Annotated in this window: 18 protein-coding genes; 7 read left to right on the plus strand and 11 right to left on the minus strand. The window is 69.9% G+C overall.

Annotated features, from left to right (window positions below; genetic code table 11):
- Window positions 1-44: 44 nt before the first annotated feature.
- The 6 genes from RS883_RS02360 to hisG all read right to left on the minus strand — a co-directional run bounded on the left by RS883_RS02360 (window position 45) and on the right by hisG (window position 6,308).
- Window positions 45-2,213, minus strand: coding sequence for a sodium-translocating pyrophosphatase (locus tag RS883_RS02360; RefSeq protein WP_315762279.1), 2,169 nt, complete (start codon window positions 2,211-2,213; stop codon window positions 45-47).
- Between the two features lie 111 nt (window positions 2,214-2,324).
- Entirely contained in the window at window positions 2,325-3,224 is a 900-nt protein-coding gene (gene thiL / locus RS883_RS02365; protein ID WP_315762280.1) for a thiamine-phosphate kinase, read from the minus strand.
- A 79-nt stretch (window positions 3,225-3,303) separates the two neighbouring features.
- Window positions 3,304-3,720, minus strand: a complete 417-nt coding sequence (locus tag RS883_RS02370) for a glycine zipper 2TM domain-containing protein (RefSeq protein WP_315762282.1) — start codon at window positions 3,718-3,720, stop codon at window positions 3,304-3,306.
- Between the two features lie 52 nt (window positions 3,721-3,772).
- Window positions 3,773-4,249, minus strand: coding sequence for a transcription antitermination factor NusB (gene nusB / locus RS883_RS02375; protein WP_315762284.1), 477 nt, complete (start codon window positions 4,247-4,249; stop codon window positions 3,773-3,775).
- 23 nt (window positions 4,250-4,272) lie between these two features.
- Window positions 4,273-5,559, minus strand: a complete 1,287-nt coding sequence (hisD, locus tag RS883_RS02380) for a histidinol dehydrogenase (protein ID WP_315762286.1) — start codon at window positions 5,557-5,559, stop codon at window positions 4,273-4,275.
- Entirely contained in the window at window positions 5,556-6,308 is a 753-nt protein-coding gene (gene hisG, locus RS883_RS02385) for an ATP phosphoribosyltransferase (RefSeq protein WP_315762288.1), read from the minus strand. Before hisG ends, hisD begins: the two co-directional genes overlap by 4 nt.
- Before the next feature lie 78 nt (window positions 6,309-6,386).
- On the opposite strand from hisG, the gene RS883_RS02390 reads away from it, so the two are divergent.
- The 3 genes from RS883_RS02390 to RS883_RS02400 are packed head-to-tail and all read left to right on the plus strand — an operon-like array spanning window position 6,387 to window position 10,484.
- Entirely contained in the window at window positions 6,387-8,063 is a 1,677-nt protein-coding gene (locus RS883_RS02390; protein ID WP_315762290.1) for a M28 family metallopeptidase, read from the plus strand.
- A gap of 5 nt (window positions 8,064-8,068) precedes the next feature.
- On the plus strand, window positions 8,069-9,655 hold the full coding sequence (locus RS883_RS02395; RefSeq protein ID WP_315764928.1) for a M28 family metallopeptidase: 1,587 nt from the start codon (window positions 8,069-8,071) through the stop codon (window positions 9,653-9,655).
- Between the two features lies 1 nt (window position 9,656).
- A complete protein-coding gene (locus RS883_RS02400) occupies window positions 9,657-10,484 on the plus strand; it encodes an NAD(P)-dependent oxidoreductase (RefSeq protein ID WP_315762292.1) in 828 nt (275 codons plus the stop codon).
- Here RS883_RS02400 and RS883_RS02405 read toward each other — a convergent pair.
- Together RS883_RS02405 and RS883_RS02410 are read right to left on the minus strand one after the other, a co-directional pair.
- Complete coding sequence (locus tag RS883_RS02405) at window positions 10,394-11,311, minus strand: DMT family transporter (RefSeq protein ID WP_315762294.1); 918 nt, start codon at window positions 11,309-11,311, stop codon at window positions 10,394-10,396. The genes RS883_RS02400 and RS883_RS02405 overlap by 91 nt on opposite strands.
- Entirely contained in the window at window positions 11,308-12,309 is a 1,002-nt protein-coding gene (locus RS883_RS02410) for a threonine aldolase family protein (RefSeq protein ID WP_315762296.1), read from the minus strand. The genes RS883_RS02405 and RS883_RS02410 overlap by 4 nt, the downstream gene beginning before the upstream one ends.
- 260 nt (window positions 12,310-12,569) lie before the next feature.
- Between RS883_RS02410 and dinB the strand changes: the two genes are divergently transcribed.
- The 4 genes from dinB to RS883_RS02430 all read left to right on the plus strand — a co-directional run bounded on the left by dinB (window position 12,570) and on the right by RS883_RS02430 (window position 17,676).
- On the plus strand, window positions 12,570-13,601 hold the full coding sequence (gene dinB / locus RS883_RS02415; protein WP_315764929.1) for a DNA polymerase IV: 1,032 nt from the start codon (window positions 12,570-12,572) through the stop codon (window positions 13,599-13,601).
- A 76-nt stretch (window positions 13,602-13,677) separates the two neighbouring features.
- On the plus strand, window positions 13,678-14,598 hold the full coding sequence (locus tag RS883_RS02420) for a Gfo/Idh/MocA family protein (protein ID WP_315762298.1): 921 nt from the start codon (window positions 13,678-13,680) through the stop codon (window positions 14,596-14,598).
- 56 nt (window positions 14,599-14,654) lie between these two features.
- Complete coding sequence (locus RS883_RS02425) at window positions 14,655-15,974, plus strand: sugar MFS transporter (RefSeq protein WP_315762300.1); 1,320 nt, start codon at window positions 14,655-14,657, stop codon at window positions 15,972-15,974.
- Between the two features lie 136 nt (window positions 15,975-16,110).
- Window positions 16,111-17,676 (plus strand): alpha-N-arabinofuranosidase, encoded by a 1,566-nt coding sequence (locus tag RS883_RS02430; protein ID WP_409977376.1) that lies wholly within the window; start codon window positions 16,111-16,113, stop codon window positions 17,674-17,676.
- A 152-nt stretch (window positions 17,677-17,828) separates the two neighbouring features.
- Here the strand turns inward: RS883_RS02430 and RS883_RS02435 are convergent, their stop codons facing one another.
- From RS883_RS02435 to kdpC, 3 genes are read right to left on the minus strand one after another with little or no spacing between them, the layout of a single operon-like run.
- Window positions 17,829-18,509, minus strand: coding sequence for a response regulator transcription factor (locus tag RS883_RS02435; RefSeq protein ID WP_315762302.1), 681 nt, complete (start codon window positions 18,507-18,509; stop codon window positions 17,829-17,831).
- Entirely contained in the window at window positions 18,509-21,166 is a 2,658-nt protein-coding gene (locus RS883_RS02440) for a sensor histidine kinase KdpD (protein WP_315762303.1), read from the minus strand. Before RS883_RS02440 ends, RS883_RS02435 begins: the two co-directional genes overlap by 1 nt.
- A complete protein-coding gene (gene kdpC / locus RS883_RS02445) occupies window positions 21,163-21,735 on the minus strand; it encodes a potassium-transporting ATPase subunit KdpC (RefSeq protein ID WP_315762305.1) in 573 nt (190 codons plus the stop codon). The genes RS883_RS02440 and kdpC overlap by 4 nt, the downstream gene beginning before the upstream one ends.
- Window positions 21,736-21,810: the final 75 nt, after the last annotated feature.

Here is a 21,810-nt window from a genome sequence, read left to right on the forward strand (position 1 = left end):
CCCGCCCGGTTGCGCTTCGGAAGCGTCGGGGCGGGCGCTGTCGGTCAGGCTGCGCCTGCCAGCACGGCGAGCAGCAGCAACGCGACGATGTTGGTGATCTTGATCATCGGATTGACCGCGGGGCCGGCAGTGTCCTTGTAGGGGTCACCGACGGTATCGCCGGTGATCGCCGCCTTGTGCGCCTCCGATCCCTTGCCGCCATGATTGCCGTCCTCGATATATTTCTTGGCGTTGTCCCACGCGCCGCCGCCCGAGGTCATCGAGATCGCGACGAACAGCCCCGAGACGATGACGCCCAGCAGCATCGCCCCGAGCGAGGCAAAGCCCTGTTCCTGCCCCGCCACGGCGGTCACGACATAGTAGATCGCGATCGGCGCCAACACGGGGAGCAGCGAGGGGACGATCATCTCGCGGATCGCGGCGCGGGTGACGATGTCGACGGTGCGCGCATAGTCGGGGCGGCTGGTGCCCGCCATGATGCCCGGGTTCGACCGGAACTGCTCGCGCACATCCTCGACCACCGACCCCGCCGCGCGGCCCACCGCGGTCATGCCGAACGCGCCGAACAGGTAGGGGAGCAGTGCGCCGAGCAGCAGCCCGACGATGACGTACGGGTTGGAGAGGCTGAAATCGACGGTGAGGTCGGGGAAGAACGCCTTGAGGTCGGTGGTGTAGGCGCCGAACAGCACCAGCGCGGCAAGCGCGGCCGAGCCGATGGCATATCCCTTCGTCACCGCCTTGGTCGTGTTGCCCACCGCGTCGAGCGCATCGGTACGCCCGCGCACGTCGTCGGGCAGCCCGGCCATTTCCGCAATGCCGCCGGCATTGTCGGTGACGGGGCCGTAAGCGTCGAGCGCGACGACCATGCCGGCCAGCGCCAGGAGCGCGGTCGCGGCAAAGGCGACGCCGATGATGCCCGCCAGCTGATACGCCGCAACCACCGCGACGACGATGACGAGCGTCGGCAGCGCGGTCGATTCAAGGCTGATCGCCAGCCCCTGGATCACGTTGGTGCCGTGGCCGGTGACGCTCGCCTTGGCGATCGACTTGACCGGGCGATAGTTGGTGCCGGTGTAATATTCGGTGATCCAGACGAGCAGCCCGGTGACACCCAGCCCGATCATCATGCACCAGAACAGGTCCCAGCCGGTGAAGCTGGTCGGGGCATCAGGCAGCGGGCCGCCCTCGGTCGTGAGCGCGTCGGCGCCCGCCTCCAGGAAGCCTGCACCGCCGATCGGGGCGGACAGGTCGCCCAGCGTCATCTGCGTCGCCAGCCAGATCGCCGGCACCGCCAGGATCGCGGTCGTCCAGAACCCCTTGTAGAGCGCGCCCATGATCGACCCGCCCTTGCCGAGGCGAACCATGTAGGTGCCGAGGATCGAGGTGACGATGCATACGCCGCCGACGATCAGCGGCAGCGCCATGAGTTGGAGCAGATTGCCCGCGGCCGGGACGAGCAGCGCGATCGAGACCATGGTGAGGCCGAGCGTCACGACGTACGTCTCGAACAGGTCGGCGGCCATGCCGGCGCAGTCGCCGACATTGTCGCCGACGTTATCGGCGATGACGGCGGGGTTGCGGGGGTCGTCCTCCGGGATGCCCGCCTCGACCTTGCCGACCAGGTCGGCGCCGACGTCGGCGGCCTTGGTGAAGATGCCGCCGCCGAGCCGCGCGAAGATAGAGATGAGCGACGCGCCAAAGGCGAGCGCGGTCAGCGCCTCGACGATGTGGCGCCGGTCGGCCTCGACCGACAGGTCCATCCCGCCGGGGCCGATGAGATAGGCGAAGATACCTGCGATCGCGAGCAGGCCGAGCCCGGCGACGAGCATGCCCGTTACCGCGCCCGATCGGAACGCCATGGTCAGCCCGCCCTGGAGCGAGCCGCGTGCCGCCTCTGCCGTGCGGACATTGGCGCGGACGGAAATGAGCATGCCGACATAACCGGCGATTCCCGACAGGACCGCGCCGATCAGAAACCCGACGGTGGAAAGAAGGCCGAGGGTAGGAGCGAGGATCACTGCGACGATGACGCCGACGATCGCGATGGTGCGGTATTGCCGGCCGAGATAGGCCTTGGCGCCTTCCTGGATCGCGCCGGCGATGTCCTGCATCCGGGCGTCGCCGGCGGGTGCGCGCAAGACCTGTGACGCGGTGACGATGCCATAGAGGACGGCAAGCACGCCGCATCCGATGGCGATCAGAACAATGTCCATATCGCTGAGTTCCCCTCGTCCTAATGGGGCGCCCGCGCCGATACGATGCCACCGCGGGTCACCGGACGTGCATGGGTATAGAGGCCCAATGGCCTGCGCAAGCGGTGGTTTTCAGCCGATCCGATGCTCCCAGCCGAGCGAGGCGGGAAGGGGGACGCGTTCGCTATCATCGGTTAGCGAAAGCCCCGTTCCGGCGGCGAACGCGCCGATGCGCACGGCGGAGACCGGGGGCACCTGATCGGGGGACAGGGCGAACAGCAGCGCATAGTCGTCGCCGCCCGTCGCCGCGGCAAGTCGCGCGGCGCGACTTGCTCCCGCATGCGCGATCGCCGTGGGGGAGCGAGGGACGGAGGCAAGGTCGATCGTCACGCCGCACCCGCTCGCTGCCGCCATCCGGCCGGCGTCGATGAGCAGGCCGTCGGACACGTCCATCATCGCCGTCGCCACCGCGGCGAGCGCGCGTCCCTCCTCGATCAGCGGTCGCGGGCGGCGATAGGCGGCGAGCAGGTCCACCGGCCCGGGCTCGCCGCGCGCGATGGCGAGACCCAGCGCCGCATCCCCGATCGTGCCGGAGACCCAGAGCGCATCACCGGGACGAGCGCCGCTGCGGACGGGGACATGCGCGCCCGCTCGCCCGATCGCGGTCAACGACACAACGCGCGGGCCGTCCGTGCGGATGGTGTCGCCGCCGAGCAGCGGGCAAGCCAGGGCGCGGCAGGCTTCGTCAAGCCCGGCGAGAAAGTCGCGGTCCCAGGCATCGTCACCCAGCGCATAGCCAAGCAGCGCGCCGACCGGCGCTGCGCCCTTGGCGGCGAGGTCGGACAGGTTCACCGCCAGCAGCTTCCATGCGACGTCTGCGGCGGGGTCTGTGGGGAGGTAGTGGACGCCCTCTGCGATCAGGTCCTTCGTCAGGATCAGGTCGCCCAGCAGCGCCGTGTCGTCGGTCAGGTCCGCGGCGCCGGCATGGAGCGGCAGCGTGCGCAGGATTTTGAGGAAGTCGGCTTCGTCCATGCACAATGCTTAGCGCGATCCGGGGTGACGATTAGGTTGGTTTGGTCCCGCCACCCTCAGGGCAGCGGGACCGTCATCCTCAGCGGCAGCGAACGCCGCCGCGGTCGACTTCGCGGCCGAGCAGCGCGCCGCCGCCGGCGCCGAGCAGCGTGCCGAGCGTGCCGCCGCCGACCAGGTTGCCGAGCACGCCGCCGCCGACCGCGCCGACGACGAGGCCGGTGGTGCCGTCGTTGCGGCGGCAATAGGCGCGGCCGTCACGGCCCTTGTAGATGCGGTCGTTGCGACCCAGGCGACGCTCGCGATAGCGGCCCTCGCGATACGAGCGGCTCGGCTCCCAATCGCGCTGGTCGCCGCGCCAGCGGCGGTCGTCGCGGCGCTGCGCCGGGGTCGCATAGTCCAGCGAGGCGGCGACGCCGGCCGCGGCCGGGGCCGCGGCGGCAGGCATGGCCGTGAGCGGCATGGCGGCCGCGACTGCGGCGATCAGGAAGCGCTTCATCGGGGTACTCCTTACAGATTGCCTCTGCTTAACCCCCAAGCTTGATTTGGGTTCAGCCTTGCGTGGCCGAACCCCGCACTTCCTTGGCCACGGCATCGAGCAGGCCGTTGACGAAACCCTTCTCCCGCCGGTCGTAAAAGGCGTCGGTCACGTCCAGATACTCGCTGATGACGGCACCCACCGGCACGTCGGGCCGGGCGATCAGCTCATAGGTGCCGCAGCGCAGGATCTGGCGCATCGGCTTGTCGAGGCGGTCGAGCGACCAGCCGCTGGCAAGCTTGCCCGCGACGGCCGCGTCGATCTCCGCCAGGCGCGCCATCGTGCCCTTCACGAGGTCGTCGAAGAAGTGGACGTCGGCTTCGTGATACTCGGCATCCTCAATCGTCGCGCCCAGCCGGTGCTGATGGAATTCGTGCAGCAGGTTGGGGATCGCCGTGCCCTCCATCTCATGCTGATAAAGCGCCTGGACGGCGGCAAGCCGCGCGGCGGCGCGGGCCTGGGTGCGGGAGCGGGACTTGGGACTGGGCATTCGGGTTCCGGAACTTGGAGACTTTAGGAGAGGCGGAGCGCGACCGAGCGGGCGTGGGCGGGCAGCCCCTCCGCCTCGGCCAATCGCACGGCAGCGGGACCGATCGCGGCGAGGCCCGCCTCGGTCAGCGACAGGAAGCTGGTGCGCTTCATGAAGTCGAGCACCGACAACCCGCTCGCAAAGCGTGCGCGGCGGCCGGTAGGCAGGACGTGGTTGGGCCCGGCGACATAGTCGCCGACGGCCTCGGGCGTATGACGACCGAGGAACACCGATCCGGCATGGCGGACCTGGTCGAACAGGGCCAAGGGATCGGCGACCGCCAGCTCGAGATGCTCGGGCGCGAGGCGATTGACGAGCGGCATCGCCTCCTCGAGCGAGGGCACCACGACGATCGCGCCATTGGCGTCCCATGCCTCGCGCGCGACCTTGGCGGTCGACAGCGTGCCGATCTGGCGATCGACGGCGTCGGCGACGGCATCTGCAAAGGCGGTGTCGTCGGTGAACAGGATGGACTGACTGGTCGGGTCGTGCTCGGACTGGCTGAGCAGGTCGGCGGCGGTCCAATCGGGATCGTTCAAGCCATCGGCGACGACGACGATCTCGCTCGGCCCCGCGACCATGTCGATGCCGACGACGCCGTAGAGCTGGCGCTTGGCTTCCGCCACCCAGGCATTGCCCGGGCCGCAGATCACGTCGACGGGCTTGATGCGGTCGGTGCCGTAGGCGAGCGCGGCGATCGCTTGCGCGCCGCCCACCCGCCACACCTCGTCCGCGCCGACCAGCGCGGCGGCGGCGAGGACGAGCGGGTTGGCCTCGCCCCCCGGCGTAGGGGTGACGATGACGAGCCGCTCGACTCCCGCGACGCGCGCGGGAATGGCGTTCATCAGCACGGAGCTCGGATAGGCCGCGCGCCCGCCGGGGACATAGAGCCCCGCCGCATCGACCCCGCGCCAGCGCGCGCCGGTGACGATGCCATCGTCCTCGCGATACTCGGCGTCGGCGGGCCGCTGCTTCTCGTGATAGGCGGCGATGCGATCGCGGGCGAGCGTCAGCGCTTCGCGAAGATCGGGGTCGAGATCGGCGAGCGCCGCCTCGCAATCGGCGCGCTCGATCCGCCAGCCGCTGTCGTTGAGGTCGTGGCCGTCGAACTTCTTGGTGAAGGCGTGGAGCGCGGCATCGCCCTCCCGCCGGACGCTGCCGATGATCGCGGCGACGTCGCGCGACACGTCGGCGTCCGCCTCACGCCGCGCGTCAACGAGGCTGTCGAACGCTGCGGCAAAGCCGGGGGCGGATGAATCGAGGCGGATCAAGTTCCCCTCCCGCCTGCGGGAGGGGCTAGGGGAGGGCCTTCTTGAGCGGTGCGCTCCGGGACAGACCCTCCTCCGGCCCCTCCCGCGAGCGGGAGGGGGGAAGAAGAAACCGCCTCCCGGAATGCATCCACCAGCGCCACGACATCCGCGCGCGTCTTGAACGCTGCGCGATTGACGACGAGGCGCGAGGAAACCTCGGCGATCGTCTCGACCTCGACCAGGCCGTTCTCTTTCAGCGTGCGGCCCGAGCTCACCAGGTCGACGATGCGCGGCGCGAGGCCAAGGATCGGGGCGAGTTCCATCGCGCCGTTGAGCTTCACGCACTCGGCCTGGACGCCGCGCGCCTCGAAATGGCGGCGGGTGATGCCGGGATATTTGGTGGCGATGCGGACATGGCTCCATCCGCGCGGATCGTCGCGCGCGGCCATGTCCGCGGGCTCCGCGACCGAGATGCGGCAATGACCGATGCCGAGATCGACGGGCGCATAGAGCTCGGCATAGGCGAACTCGGCAAGCACGTCGGAGCCGACGATGCCGAGCTGCGCCGCGCCGTGCGCGACGAAGGTCGCGACGTCGAACGCGCGGACGCGGATCAGGTCGATGCCGGCCTGGTTGGTCGAGAAGCGCAGCGCGCGGCTGTCCTCGTCCGAAAAGGCGGCTTCGGGCACGATCCCGGCGCGCGCCAACAGAGGCAGCGCCTCGGCGAGGATGCGGCCTTTCGGCACGGCGATGACGAGCGGGCGATTCATGGGAGGCCGCGCTTTACTTGGGGTGCCATCGGGGTGCAACAAGGCGGCAATCTTCCCCGATACCCCCCCGGAGCCGCGATGATCGCCCGTACCCTGTTGCTTGCCAGCCTGTCCCTCGCCAGCGTCGCGGTCGCGCAGGAAGCGCCGCGCCCGCCGCTGCCCAGCGCCGAGACCAACGCCCGCGTCAACGCAGCACTGCCGGAGGCCGAGGCGGCGATGAAGGCGCACGTCATGTTCCTGGCGAGCGACGCGATGCTGGGGCGCGAGGCGGGAAGCCCGACCTATGACGTCGCCGCTCAGTACGTCGCCGCGCAATATTACGCCGCCGGCCTGCGGCCCGCAGGCGACAATGGCAGCTACCTCCAGACCGTGCCGCTGGTCAGCTACAAGCCGGCGTCGCAGGGCAGCTTCGGCTGGACGCCCAAGGGCGGTGCCGCGCAGCCGCTGACCTTTGGCGAGGATTATCTGCCCGGCGCCGACCCGACCCAGGCGCAGACGCGCGTCGACGCGCCGGTGGTGTTCGTCGGCTATGGCATCGACGCGCCGACCTTCAAGCGCAACGACTATGCCGGCGTCGACGTGCGCGGCAAGGTCGTCGCCTTCTTCTCGGGCGCGCCCGCGGCGATGCCGGGCGAGGAGCGCGCGCATTTCGGCAACGCCGCGAACAAGGCGGTGACGGCGCAGGCCAAGGGCGCGGTCGGCGTGATCCTGCTCGAATCGCCGACCAGCGCCAAGGTGCGGCCCTTCTCTCGCCTGGCCGAGACGTGGAACAGCGCGCGCATGACCTGGGCGGAGGCGGACGGCACCGGCTTCTTCGCCGCGCCCAAGACGCCGTCGCTCGGCACCGTCAGCATGAAGGGCGCCGAGAAGATGTTCGCCGGCGCACGCACGCCCTGGGCCCAGGTGGTCGCCGCCGCCGAGAGCCCGGCTGCCAAGTTCCGCGCGGTCGAGCTGCCGGGCCGCCTGTCGGTCCAGCTGTCGACCGAGACCAAGCCCGTCACCAGCTACAACGTCGCCGGTCTGCTGCCCGGGAGCGACCCCAAGCTCAAGGACGAGATCGTCGTCCTGACGGCGCATCTCGACCATGTCGGCGTAGGCACGCCCAAGAACGGTGACGCGATCTATAACGGCGCGATGGACAATGCGGTCGGCATCGCCTCGCTGATCGAGGAGGCCAAGCGCTTCAAGGCGGCGGGCGCGGCGCCCAAGCGCTCGGTGCTGTTCCTGGCGGTCACGGCGGAGGAGAAGGGGCTGGTCGGCGCCGATTACTTCGCCCGCCACCCGACCTTCCCCAAGGCGAACCTGGTCGCCGACGTCAATCTCGACATGCCGATCCTCACCTACAAGTTCGAGGACATCGTCGCGTTCGGGGCTGATCGCACGACGCTGGGCCAGTACGTGAAGAATGCCGCGGCCAAGATGAACCTCCAGATCTCGCCCGACCCGATGCCCGACCAGGGCTTCTTCGTGCGGTCGGACCATTATCGCTTCGTCCAGCAGGGCATTCCCAGCGTGTTCGTCTGGCCGGGCACCAAGGGACCGGGCAAGGCGGCGTTCGACGCGTTCCTGTCGACGCATTACCACCAGCCGAGCGACGAGGTCGGCCAGACACCGCCGATCGACTGGTCATCGGGTGTGCGCTTCATCGAGGCGAACTATTCGATCGCGCGCGAGATCGCCGACGCGCCCGAGCGGCCGCGCTGGAACAAGGGCGACTTCTTCGGCACGCTCTACAACGGGCTCGGCGCCAAGTGAGGACGATGCTGCTCGCCGCCAGCGCGGCGCTGCTGATTGCCGCGACCGACGCGCCGCTTCCGCCCGACCAGGCGGCGATGAAGGCGCATGTCGCGTTCCTGGCCGACGACGCGCTGAAGGGTCGGCAGGCGGGCAGCCCCGAATATGACGTCGCCGCGGCCTATGTCTCGGCGCGGATGCAGGAAGCGGGGCTCGTGCCCGCGGGCGACAACGGCACCTGGCGCCAGGCGGTGCCGCTCGCTGCCGCGCGGCCGCTCGACGGCAGCGCGTCGTTCACGCGCGCGGGCAAGACCCAGCCGCTGGCGCTCGGCACCGACTATGTCGGCCGCGCGAGCCTGACCGAGGTGGACCGCACCGTTTCGGGTGAGGTGGTGTTCGCCGGCTATGGCGTCGTCGATCCGACCACGGGCATCGACGACTATAAGGGCCTGGACGTGCGCGGGCGCATCGTCGCGGTGATGTGGGGCGGTCCGCCGGGCCTCAACAGCGAAGTCGCGGCGCATTACAGCAACCGGTCGGTCAAGGCCGAGGTCGCCGGCCAGCGCGGCGCGAAGGGCATCGTCTTCATCGAATCGAGCGCGATGCGCGCGATCTACGACTTCCCGGCGGTGGTGGAGGCGTGGTCCGGCCCGTCGATGAACTGGTCGCGGCCCGATGCGCCGCGAAGCGATGGCGCGCCGCAGCTTGCCGCGATCAGCGAGGCGGGGGCGGTCAAGCTGTTCGCCGGCGGTCCGCTCGCCTGGGCGCGGGTCCGCGGCGCCGATGCCGCCAAGAAGCCGCTGCCGACCGGCGCGCTGAACGTCACCGCCAGCTTCGAGCAGAAGAGCGAACTTGTCCGCCTCAACAGCGCCAATATCGTCGGCAAGCTGGAGGGGAGCGATCCCACGCTCCGCAACGAATATGTCGTGCTGACCGCGCATCTCGACCATATCGGCGTGACCGAGCCGGTGAACGGCGACGCGATCAACAATGGCGCGATGGACAATGCGATCGGCATCGCCTCGATGCTGGAAGCCGCGCGTGCGTTTCGCGACGCGGGCAAGGCGCCGAAGCGCAGCGTGCTGTTCGTCGCGCTGACCGCGGAGGAAGAGGGGCTGATCGGTTCCGACTATTTCGCGCGCTTCCCGACGGTGCCGCGCGGATCGATCGTCGCCGACGTCAACCTCGACATGCCGATCATGACCTACAAGTTCGAGGACATCGTCGCTTACGGCGCCGACCGGTCGAGCATCGGCCCCGTGCTCGCGCGCGTCGCGGCGGAGGAGCGGCTGACGCTCAGCCCCGATCCCGCGCCCGAGGAGACCAACTTCGTCCGCACCGATCACTACAGCTTCGTCAAGCAGGGCGTGCCGTCGGTGTCGATCGACGCGGGCTGGGGCGGGCCGGGCAAGGCGGCGACCAAGGAATTCCTCGACAAGCATTACCATCAGCCGTCCGACGACATGAAGCTGCCGTTCGACTGGGCGTCGGCGCGGCGGTTCGTGACGCTCAACTACAAGCTGGCGCGTGCCCTTGCCGATGGCCCGCGGCCGACCTGGAACAAGGGCGACTTCTTCGGCACGCTGTACGGAGGCGCGGGGCAGGGGTCGTAAGGTGCGGCTGCTGATCTTCGGGCTGGGGTACAGCGCGCGCTTCATCGCGACGCGGCTCGCCCCGCGCGGCTGGCGGATCGCGGCGACGACGCGGAACGGGCGCGAGGGCACGATCGCCTTTGCCGACGCCGATCGCGTGCGGTTCGAGGCAGGCGAGGCGACGCACATCCTGTCGAGCGTGCCGCCTGGCGAGGCGGGCGATCCGGTGCTCGACGCCTATGGCGACTCGTTCGGCCGCGCACGGCTCGCCTATCTTTCCTCGACCGGCGTCTATGGCGATGCCGGCGGCGCCTGGGTCGACGAAAGCGCACCGATCTGCGGTCGGCGGGCCAACCGCAACGAGGCCGACGCCGCCTGGCTCGACCGCGGCGCGCGCGTGTTCCGGCTGCCCGGCATCTACGGCCCCGGGCGCTCCCCGCTCGACCGCGTCGCCGCGGGGGAGGCGCATCGCACTGGTATCGCCGGCCAGGTGTTCAGCCGCATCCATGTCGAGGATCTGGCGGAGGGCGTCGCAAAGGGACTCGACGCGCCGGCGGGCGCCTACAACCTCGCCGACGATGTCCCGTGCGCGCAGGACCGGGTGGTCGCGTATGCGGCGGCGTTGCTGGGCATGGACCCGCCGCCGATCGTCCCGCTCGAGTCGCTCAGCCCGGCCGCCCGCGCCTTCCATGCCGAAAACCGGCGCGTGGCGAACGGCAAGGCGAAGCGGGTGCTCGGCTGGCGGCCGGTCTATGCCGATTACCGGTTGGGCCTGCGCGCTCTTAACGCCACCACCAGCCCGGTCATCGCCAGCGCCGCGCCCGCAACCGCCAGCGCCGACCAGCGATAGCCCTCGAACACCGTCGACAGCGCCATCGCGATCACGGGGACGAGTACGCCCGAATAGGCGGCCTTGGCCGGTCCGATCGTGCGGATCACGCCGAAATAGAGCGTGAAGGCGAGCGCCGAGGCGGCGAGGCCCAAATAGAGCAGCCCGGCGACATAAGGCGGGCTCCAGTCGAATCGCGGCGGCCCCGCGGTCGCCAGCGCGAAGCCCGCATCGACGGCGGCGCCGATCAGCATCGCCCAGCCGAGCACCGCTGCCATCGGATAGGCACGCGCGGTCTTCGTCGCCTGCATCACGTTGGCGACCGATGCGGAGCAGACGCCCGCCAGCGTGATCGCGATGCCGGTCAGCACGCGCGCGGTGCCGCCGGTATCGGCACGCGCCTCATGCACGAACAGAAGCGCGATTCCCGCTATCGCGATCACCGATCCGATGACGAGCTGCCGCCCCATTCGCTGCCCGAGGAAGAGCCGCGCCAGGATCGCGTTGGGCACCAGCAGCAGCGCGAACACCACCGCCACCAGGCCCGAGGTCACATAGAGCTCGGCGCGATAGACGAAGTTGAAGTTGAGCACGAACTGCATCAGCCCGAGCACTGCCGCGAACCCCAGCCCGCGTGCGTCGAGCGCCAGCCGGTCGCCGCGCCACAGCGCCCAGCCGAGCATCGCCGCGCCGCCGATCGCGAAGCGATAGGCGACCGACCAGGAGGGCGGCACCTGTCCCAGCTGGCCGGTGATGACGATCCAGGTCGATCCCCAGATCAGCGTGACGATGCCGAAGGGAATCAGCACCGACAGCCGCGTCGATTGCGGCGGCGGCGCGTCGCTCATAGGGCCGCAATGGCGTCGGCGAGCGGGCGCACCGCCGCTTCGCCCTGATCCCAGGCGGTGACGAACCGCGCCTGACCGACGCCCCAATCGTAGAAGTCGAAGCCCTTGGCCCGCAGCGTCGCGGCCTCGTCGGCGGTCAGCGTCAGGAACACCTCGTTCGCCTCGACCGGCTCGACCAGACGGCCACCAGCGGCGCCGGCGATCAGCGCGGCGCCGGCATTGGCCGCGCGCGCATTGGCGAGCCAGACGTCGTCCTCGAGCATCGCCAGCAATTGCGCGGCGAGATAGCGGCCCTTCGACTGGAGGTGCCCCGCGCGCTTGCGGCGATAGCGCGTCGCGGCGGCGAGGTCTGGCCGGAAGAACACCAGCGCCTCCGCCGACATGCCGCCATTCTTGACGAAACCGAAGCTCAGCGCATCGACACCCGCCTCGACTGTCAGCGCGGCGGGCGTGCAGCCGAGATGCGCGACCGCATTGGCAAAGCGCGCGCCGTCCATGTGGAAGCCGAGGCCGCGGGCATTGGCGACGCGGCCGATCGCTGCCACCTCGTCGGGGGTATAGACGCGTCCGGCTTCGGTCGCGTTGGTGATGCTGATCGCGTGCGGCTGAACCTGGTGCACGTCGTCGCGGATCGCCGCCGCCGCCGCCTCGATCGCATCGGGCGTCAGCTTGGCGCCTTCGCCCTCCAAGAGCAGCAGCTTGGCGCCGTGGGTGTAGAATTCGGGCGCGCCGCACTCGTCCACCTGGATATGCGCCTCGCGGTGGCAGAAGACGGCGCCGTGCGGCGGGCAGAGCGCGGCGAGCGCGAGGGCGTTGGCGGCGGTGCCGGTGGGCACCCACAGCACGGCGACGTCGGCGCCGAACAGCGCGGAAAAGGCCGCGTCCAGCCGCTTCGACCACGCATCGCCGTCATAGGCGGTGTCCTGTCGATTGGCCTCGATCAGCGCGGCCATGACGGCAGGGCAGGCGGGGGCGGCATTGTCGGAGAAGAAGCGCATGGCGAGAGCCGGTAGCGCGCGCAATGGTGGCGGGGAAGAGGGTCCGGCGTTCACAATCTGTTCGGGTCAGGGTATGAGGTCGTGGATGATCTGGGCGCTACTCGCTCCCCTCCCTGGAAGGGAGGGGCTGGGGTGGGTTGGGGGCGAGGAAGCGCTTCGCCCCAAACCTACCATTTCCCGACCCCTCCCTTTCAGGGAGGGGAGTACGGTTGCGCAAAGCCCGGCCCACCGTGACCCCCCGCAAGATCATCCATGTCGACATGGACGCCTTCTTCGCCTCGGTGGAGCAGCGCGACGATCCGGCGTTGCGCGGACGCCCGGTAGCGGTGGGGCATGGCGAGTCGCGCGGCGTGGTCGCGGCGGCGAGTTATGAGGCGCGGCGGTTCGGCGTGCGGTCGGCGATGCCCTCGGTCACCGCCAAGCGGCGCTGCGCGGAGTTGATCTTCGTGCCGCCGCGGTTCGAGGTCTATCGTGCGGTCAGCCAGCAGATCCACGGCATCTTCGCCGAGTTCACGCCGCTCATCCAGCCGCTGTCCCTCGACGAGGCGTATCTGGACGTCACCGCCGACCTGGCCGGGCTCGGCACCGCCTGGGCGACGGCTAAGGCGATCCGCGCGCGCATTGCCGCCGACACCGGACTCACCGCCTCCGCCGGGATCTCCTACAACAAATTCCTCGCCAAGCTCGCGTCCGACCAGAAGAAGCCCGACGGCCAGTTCGCGGTGACGCCCGAGATGGGACCGGATTGGGTGGCGACGCTGCCAGTCGAGCGCTTCCACGGCGTCGGCCCCGTCACCGCGGCCAAGATGAAGCGGCTGGGCATCGCTACCGGCGCCGACCTTGCCGACCGATCGCTCGCCTTCCTGGCCGAGCATTTCGGGAGCGCGGCCGAATGGTATCACGGCATCGCCCGCGGCATCGACGAGCGGCCCGTCGAGCCCAATCGCGTGCGCAAGTCGTCGGGCAGCGAGACGACCTTCGCCAGCGACCTCATCGACCCCGCCGCAATCGAACGCGCCGTGATCGAGCAGGCGGACGAGGTCTGGGCGTGGTGCGAAGCGCGCGACCGTTATGGCCGGACGGTGACGGTCAAAGCCAAATATGCCGACTTCCGCCAGGTCACCCGCAGCCGCACCGTTGCCGCGCCAGTGCGCGACCGCGAGCAGCTCCACGCCACCGCCCGCGCGCTGGTGGCGACGCTCTATCCGCTCGTCACCGGGCTGCGGCTGGTCGGCGTGACCGTGTCCGGCTTCCCCAGCGAGACGGCGACGCCCGACCTGTTCGGCGCGTGAATGGCGCTTGTCGGGTCCGGGCCGATCTGCAACACCGCGCGCCGGAATTGTCGGACAAGCGTTTCGGGAGAGCGTCGTGACCCATGCCATCGCCATCGTCGGATTGGGCAAGATCGCGCAGGACCAGCATCTGCCGACGCTCGCCGCCAGCGACACGCTGCATCTGGCGGGCGTCGTCAGCGGTCATGCCAAGGACCTGGACGTGCCCGTCGCGCGGACGATCACCGAGCTGAAGGCCGCCGTGCCCGACCTCGTCGCCGTGTCGCTCTGCACCCCGCCGATGGCGCGGACGGCGCTGATCGAGGAGGCGCTGTCGCTCGGCCTGGACATCATGGTCGAGAAGCCGCCAGCCGCCAGCGTCAGCGTCGGCGAACGCTATGCCGCGATGGCGCGGGAGGCGGGGCGGGCGCTTTACCTCACATGGCACTCGCGCGAGGCGAGCGGCGTCGGCCCCGCGGCCGAGTGGCTGTCGGCGCGCACGCTCCGCCGGGTGTCGATCGCGTGGAAGGAGGACGTTCGCGTCTGGCATCCGGGCCAGGAATGGATCTGGGAGCCGGGGATCGGCGTGTTCGATCCTGGCGTCAACGCGCTGTCGATCCTGACGCGGCTGGTGCCCGGCACCGAGCTTCATGCCGCCACGCTCAAATATCCTTCCGATCGTGAGGCGCCGATCATGGCCGACCTGACGATGGCGCGCGGCGAGACCGAGATCGCCGCCGAATTCAGCTTCGACCAGCGCGGGCCGCAGACCTGGACGATGACGCTGGAAACCGACGACGGCACCGCCGAGCTTCGCGAGGGCGGGGGCCGCCTGTTCCTCGACGGCGCGGAGGTCGCGGTGCCGGAGGGGACCGAATACGGCCGGCTGTATCGGCGCTTCGCCGGCATGATCGGCACCGGCGCGATCGACGCCGATCTTTCGCCCTTCCGCCTCGTCGCCGATGCGTTCATGCTCGGCCGGCACGAGCGCGTGGGGGCGTTCCGCTGGGACGATTGACCGCGCTTTTTCGACCCATATAGTCCGATAAAAAACAGAGATCTGGAGGATCGCCGATGGCCCTGCCGCCGAGCCAGCCCGCATCGGGCACCCATGCCGCCACCGCCGGGGGGCGGTCGGCATCCTACGCGCCCGCGCTGACGCTGCTCGCCAGCCTCTTCTTCATGTGGGGCTTCATCACCGTCATCAACAACACGCTGCTGCCGCACCTGCGCAGCGTGTTCGACCTCAACTACACGCAGACGACGCTGATCGAGAGCGTGTGGTTCATCGCCTATTTCGTCGCCTCGATCCCCTCGGCCAAGCTGATCGAGCGGATCGGTTATCAGAAGTCGCTGGTAACGGGCTTGCTCGTGATGGCGGCAGGGTCGGCGGGGATGACGCTGGCGGCGAGCCTGCCGTCCTATGGCGTCACGCTGGTCATGCTGTTCGTCATCGCCAGCGGCATTACGCTGCTTCAGGTCGCGGCCAACCCCTATGTCACCGTCATCGGCCCGCCGGAGACGGGGTCGTCGCGCCTCAACCTGGTTCAGGCGTTCAATTCGCTCGGCACCACGCTGGCGCCGCTGTTCGCGGGCTATCTGATCCTCGGCCGCTCGGTAGGTGGCACGACGCAGGACCGCGTGCTGACCCAAGCGGAGCGGCTGGCCGACGCGCAGTCGGTGATCCTCCCCTATGTCCTCGTCGCCGGCGTGCTGGTGGTGCTTGCGGTCGTCATCGCCCGCTTTCCGCTGCCCGCGATCGGCCAATCGACGCAGCGCGTCACGCGTGAGGAGCGCAAGCGGCTGTCGCTGTGGAGCCACCGCAACCTCGTGTTCGGCGTGCCGGCGATCTTCATCTACCTGATCGCCGAGATCGGCGTCGCCAACCTCTTCATCAACTTCGTCTCGCAGCCCGACATCGCCAACATCACCCAGGCGGAGGCGTCGCGCTACCTCTCGCTCCTGTGGGGCGGGATGATGGTCGGCCGCTTCGCCGGCTCGCTCATCATGCAGAAGATCCCGGCGGAGACGGTGCTCGCAGGCTTCTCGATCGGCGCGTTCGTCGTGATGCTCGGCGCCACCTTCCTGACCGGACCGGCGGCGATGTGGTCGCTGATCCTGGTCGGGCTGTTCCACTCGATCATGTTTCCCACGATCTTCTCGCTCGGCATCAAGGGTCTGGGGCCGCTGACCGAGGAAGGATCGGGGCTGCTCATCATGGCGATCGCCGGCGGTGCGCTGGTGGTGGTGCAGGGCTGGCTGGCGGACCGCTATGGCCTCCAGACCTCGTTCCTGCTGACCGTCGTCTGCGAGCTCTACATCCTCTTCTATGCGGTGTGGGGTGCCAAGGCGACCAACGCGCTGCCCGAGCCGGAGGTCGCGCCCGCCGAATGACGCAGTGGAGCGCCGCCTGAAATCGGGTGGCGCTTCACCGTCCTTCCTCGACCGTTGCCAAGCCGGTCGGTCCCGAATATGTCCGAGTAATCATGAAGGCCGCGACAGGATCGCGGCCGGTACTCGGGAGGATGACATGGCGGGCTGGCTGGGCAAACGAACTCGACTGGGCGCGGTCGCGCTGGGCCTCGCGCTGATGGCGCCCGCCGCGGCGCAGGAAGCGCCCAAGCCGACCGAGATCACCGTCCGCGCCGATGCGCCCGGCCCCGTCTATCACAAGGCGATCTTCACCCAATTCGCCGAGCATCTCGGCACCGGGATCTATGGCGGCCTGTGGGTGGGCGAGAAGTCGAAGATCCCCAATGTCCGCGGGTTCCGCAGCGACGTTGTCGGTGCCTTGAAGGAACTGGGCGTGCCGATCGTGCGCTGGCCCGGCGGCTGCTTCGCCGACGAATATCACTGGCGCGAAGGCGTCGGCCCGCGCGCCAAGCGCCCGGTCAAGATCAACACCCACTGGGGCGGCGTGACCGAGCCGAACACCGTCGGCACGCACGAATTCTTCGAGCTGGTCGGCCAGCTCGATGCCGAGGCGTATATCTCCGGCAACGTCGGCAACGGCACGCCGCAGGAAATGGCCGAGTGGGTCGAATACATGACCTCGCCCGCCGGCAGCCTTGCCGACGAGCGGGCGAAGAACGGCCGCAAGCAGCCGTGGCAGCTTCCCTATTTCGGGATCGGCAACGAGCTGTGGGGCTGCGGCGGCAACATGCGCGCCGAGTACGCCGCCGATGTCACGCGCCGCTATGCCACCTTCATCAAGGCGCCGGCGAACACGCGCATCCTCAAGATCGCGTCGGGCGCGAACAACGACGATTATCGCTGGACCGAAGTGATGATCCGCGACGCGGCCAAGCAGATCGACGCGCTGTCGCTCCATTACTACACGGTGCCGGGCGGCTGGCCGCCGCGCGCCTCATCGACCGACTTTGACGAGGCGGGTTGGGCACAGACGCTCGCCGCCACGTGGAAGATGGACGAGTTCATCACCAAGCACGTCCAGATGATGGACAAGTACGACCCCGAGAAGCGCATCTGGCTGGCGGTCGACGAATGGGGCACGTGGTACGCGCCGCTGCCTGGCACCAATCCCGGCTTCCTGCGCCAGCAGAACACGATGCGCGACGCAATGGTCGCGGCGATCAACCTCAACATCTTCGCCAAGCATGCCGACCGCGTGAAGATGACCGCGATCGCGCAGATGGTCGACGTGCTCCAGTCGATGATCCTGACCGACGGCGCGCGGATGGTGAAGACGCCCACCTATCACGTGTTCCACATGTACAAGCCGTGGATGGACGCGACGGTGCTGCCGATCGAGCTGAAGGGCGGCTGGTACAACAAGGACCAGTATGTCATCCCCGCGATCAGCGCCTCGGCAATCCGCGGCAAGGACGGCGTGGTTCGCGTGGCGCTCGCCAACGCCGATCCCAACCAGCCGAACAGCGTGACGGCGATGCTGTCGGGCGTCCAGGCGGGCACGGTGACGGGCACGGTCCTCACTGCCGACGCGATCACCGCGCGCAACGACTTCGACGCGCCGAACCGCGTGGCGCCGCAGGCGTTCACGGGGGCAAGCATCGCCGGCGGTCAGCTCACCGCCACGCTGCCGCCCAAGTCGGTGGTGGTTCTGGAGCTGCGCTGAGGCTTCGTGCTCCCGCGCAGGCGGGAGCACAATTCCTTCTATGTTTCCCCGGCGGAGGCCGGGGTCCAGTTGGGGAACGTTGCGCCTCTTACGCAAGCCTTCCCACCTGGGCCCCGGCCTTCGCCGGGGAAGTGGGCTGAAGAAGATGCGCTTCACCCCGCCAGCAAGCGGTACCCCACCCCCAGCTCGTTCGCGACGACGCTGCCCACCTCGCCCGCCGGCTCGATTTTCTGGCGGAGGTTGCGGATGACGATGCGGAGATACTCGATGCGCGCGTCATGGTCGCCGGGCCACGCGGCGGCGAGGATGCGGTCGTGCGTCACCACGCGGCCGGCATGGCGCGCGAGCACCGCCAGCACGTCATGCTCCTTGCGAGTCAGGTGCACCTCCGCCCCGTCGCGGCGGACGATGCGGCGGTCGAGGTCGATCGCCACCGCGCCCGCCTGCACCACCGGCGGGGCGGGCTCGCCGCCGCGCTGGCGGAGCGCGACGCGCAGGCGGGCGAGCAGCTCCTCGCTATCGAACGGCTTGGTGACATAGTCGTCGGCGCCGAGGTCCAGAGCGGCGACCTTCTCCGCCGTCGCTTCGCGTGCGGAGACGACGATCAGCACCACCCCCGGCATCCGCGCGATCAGCGGCACGAGCTCCAGCCCGTCGCGGTCGGGCAGGCCCAGGTCGAGCAGCACCGCGTCGGGATGCGCGTTGCCGATCAGCGGCAGCGCATCGGCCGCGCGCACCGCCTCGACCACCCGGTATCCCTGCCGCTCCAGCGTCGCGCGCAGCAGGCGGCGGATCGAGAACTCGTCGTCGACGACCATCACCGTGCCCGCCATCAGCCCACCCCCTCGCGCACGATCAACGCCGCCGGAAACACGAGCGTGAAGCGCGCGCCGCTGCGGTCGGTGCGGTTGGCGGCGGTGACGGTCATGCCCATCGCGTCGGCGAATGCCTTGACGATGGCAAGCCCCAGGCCGGTGCCGCCCGCCGCCCGGTCCGACCCCTCGACCCGCGCGAACGTCTCGAACAGCTGCGCCTCGCGGCCTGGTGGCAGTCCCGGTCCCTCGTCGACCAGCGACAGGCTGAGCTCGCCGTGTCGATGCGCACCCTCGATCGTGATCGGGCCGCTGGGCGCGGCATAGCGGCCCGCATTCTCGAACAGGTTGAGGAGGATATGGTGGAGAAGCCGTGCATCGGCGCGGACGAGCGGCAGGTCGGGCGGCACGTCCAGCCGCAGCGCATGCCCCGACAAAGCGCGCCGGGCATCGTGCGCAGCGCCGGCGACCGCGTCGGTCAAGTCGATCGGTTCGATGCGCAGGTCGAGCGCGCCCGCTTCGACCCGCGCCATGTCGAGGAGGTTGGTGATGAAGCGATCGAGCCGCGCCGCCTCCCCTTCGATCGTCGCGATCAGGTCTGGCGTCGCGCCGTGGCGAAGCTCGGCAGCGGCGGCGATGACGGCGGTGAGCGGCGTGCGCAGATCGTGGCTGACCGAGGATAGGAGCGCGGCGCGAAGACGATCGCGCGTTCGGACCGCCTCGACATCGCGCATGTCCGCCTCGAGTCGCAATCGCTCGAGCACCAGCGCCGCCTGATCGGCGAGGCCGGCGAGCAGCGGCAGCCGGTCGGCGCGGACGGGCTCGCCGCCGCCAAGGTCGGCGAGGCCGAGCACGGCGAGCGTCCGCTCGCCGGCGCGAAGCGGCTGGAAGCGCCATTCGGACCCCGCGAGCGTGCCCGATCCGCGCCCCGCCGGCGCCGCGCTGTCGAACGCCCAGCGCGCGGCGGCGAGGTCCATCGTGTCGAGGCGATACTCGGCACCGCTCGCCGCCAGGATCGCGAGTTCGCCCGACGCATCGGGGGCGAGCAGGATCGCCTGCGCGTCGAACAGCGGCGCAAGCTCGTCGCAGATCGCCCGCGCCGCTTCTTCTCGCGAGCCGAGCGCGGTGAGGCGGCGGAGGAAGCCCGCCAGCGCGGCATTGGTCCGCGCGCTGGCGGCGGCAAGGTCGGCCTGTGCGCGAACGCGCGCGGCGAGGTGGCTGGTCGCGACGGCGATGCCGAGCAGCACGACGATCGAAACGACATTCTCGGGATCGCTGACCGTCAGCGTGCCCGTCGGCGGCAGGAAGAAGAAGTTGTAGGCAAGGCTGGAGGCGATACCCGCGAACAGCCCGGTGCGAAGCCCGAACAGGCTCGCCGCCGCCATGACCGGCAGGAGGTAGAGGAGCGCGACGTTGCCGAGGTCGAGCACATGCGCGAGCAACGTCGCCGCGGCGGTGACCCCCGCGACCATCGCTGTCGTCCAGGCATAGCCGGCGGGCCGGCCCCACTCGCCAGACCGGCGGACGGGCGACGGCGGCGGTGCGGGGGTGTCGAGCGGCAGGACATGGACGCCGACGCCCGGCGTCTCGCGCACCAGCCGGTCGACGACTGAGCCGTGGCGAAGCTCGAACCAGCGCGACCGCTGCGACTTGCCGACGACGAGCTGCGTGGCGCGCGCGTCGGCCAGGTGCGCGCGGATGCCCGCGACCACGTCGGCAGCGGGCACGGTGGCGACGGTGCCGCCGAGCTGCGTCGCCAGGTCCATCGCGGCGGCCAGGCGTCGATGCTCGCCCTCGCCGAAGCGGGCGCTGCGCGGCGTCTCGACGAACACCGCGCTCCAGGGGGCGTGCTGCGCGTCGGCGATGCGCTTGGCGGCGCGGACGAGGCCGTCGGCACCGGGCAGTTCGGACAAGGCGACGACGATCCGCTCGGTCCCCGCCCAGGTCCCGCCCAGCCCCAGCGCGCGGACATGGTCGAGCATCTGCGCGTCGACCGCCTGCGCCGCGCGGCGCAGCGCGAGTTCGCGCAGCGCCGACAGGTTGGACTTGGAAAAGAAGTGGGAGAGCGCGCGCGTCGCCTCTTCGGGGAGATAGACCTTGCCCGCCTTCAGCCGCTCGATCAGCTCGTCGGGCGGGATGTCGACGACTTCGAGCTCGGCGATCTCGAGCAGATGATCGGGCACCGTCTCTCGCACGCGGACGCGGGTGAAGCCGGCGACGACGTCGTTGAGGCTCTCGACATGCTGGATGTTGAGCGTCGAATAGACGTCGATCCCGGCGGCGAGCAGTTCCTCGACATCCTGCCAGCGGCGCGAATGGCGGCTGCCCGGCGCGTTGCGATGCGCGAGCTCGTCGATGAGCGCCAGCCGCGGGGCGCGGGCGATCAGCGCGTCGGGGTCGAGTTCGTGGAGCGTGCGCCCTTCATAGGGCACGGCCCGGCGCGGCAGGATCTCGTGCCCGCGCAGCAGCGCCTCGGTCTCGGCGCGGCCATGCGTCTCGACCACGCCGATGACGACGTCGACGCCCTCGCGCCGGCGCGCCGCGCCTTCGGCCAGCATCTCGTAGGTTTTGCCGACCCCGGGCGCGGCGCCGAGGAAGATCTTGAGGCGCCCGCGACCCTCGCGCGCCGCCTGGCGGAGCAACGCGTCGGGATCGGGGCGGGCGCCGTCTTCGCTCAACGCGTCAGGTCGAGCGCTTGGTTGAGCGCGAGCAGGTTGACGGTGGGATCACCGAGAATGCCGGGCGCGGCGGTGTGGCGGCGCACCAGCGACTCGACGCGCGCAATCGGCAAGCCGCGGACCCGCGCTACCCGCGGCGCCTGTGCCAGCGCGTTGGCGGGCGAGATATCTGGGTCGAGCCCCGAGCCGCTCGCCGTCGCCATGTCGGCGGGAAGCAGGCCGGTCACACCCTCGGCGCGGCGCGCGGCGATATCCGCCTTGACGCGGTCGAGCAGCGCCTGGCTGGTCGGCCCGAGGTTGGAACCGGAGGAGGCGAGCCCGTCATAGCCCTGGCCCGCCGCCGACGGGCGCGACCGAAAATATCGCTCGCTGGTGAAGGCCTGGCCGACAACGGCCGAACCGATCACGCGGCCCGACGCATCGCGAACGAGGCTGCCGTTCGCCTGGGCGGGGAAGAGCGCTTGCCCGATGCCGGTCATGGCCAGCGGATAGCCGATGCCGAGCAGCAGCGCGAACAGGATCGTCATGACGATCGCGGGCCGCAGGGCCGAGGTGATGTCGTGGTTCATTTCTGTCTCCGTCCGTTCGCCCTGAGCTTGTCGAAGCCTGTCCTGAGCTTCGCCGAAGGGGGCGTGTTCCGGGCA

It is taken from the genome of Sphingomonas sp. Y38-1Y, assembly GCF_032391395.1.
GTDB lineage: Bacteria > Pseudomonadota > Alphaproteobacteria > Sphingomonadales > Sphingomonadaceae > Sphingomonas.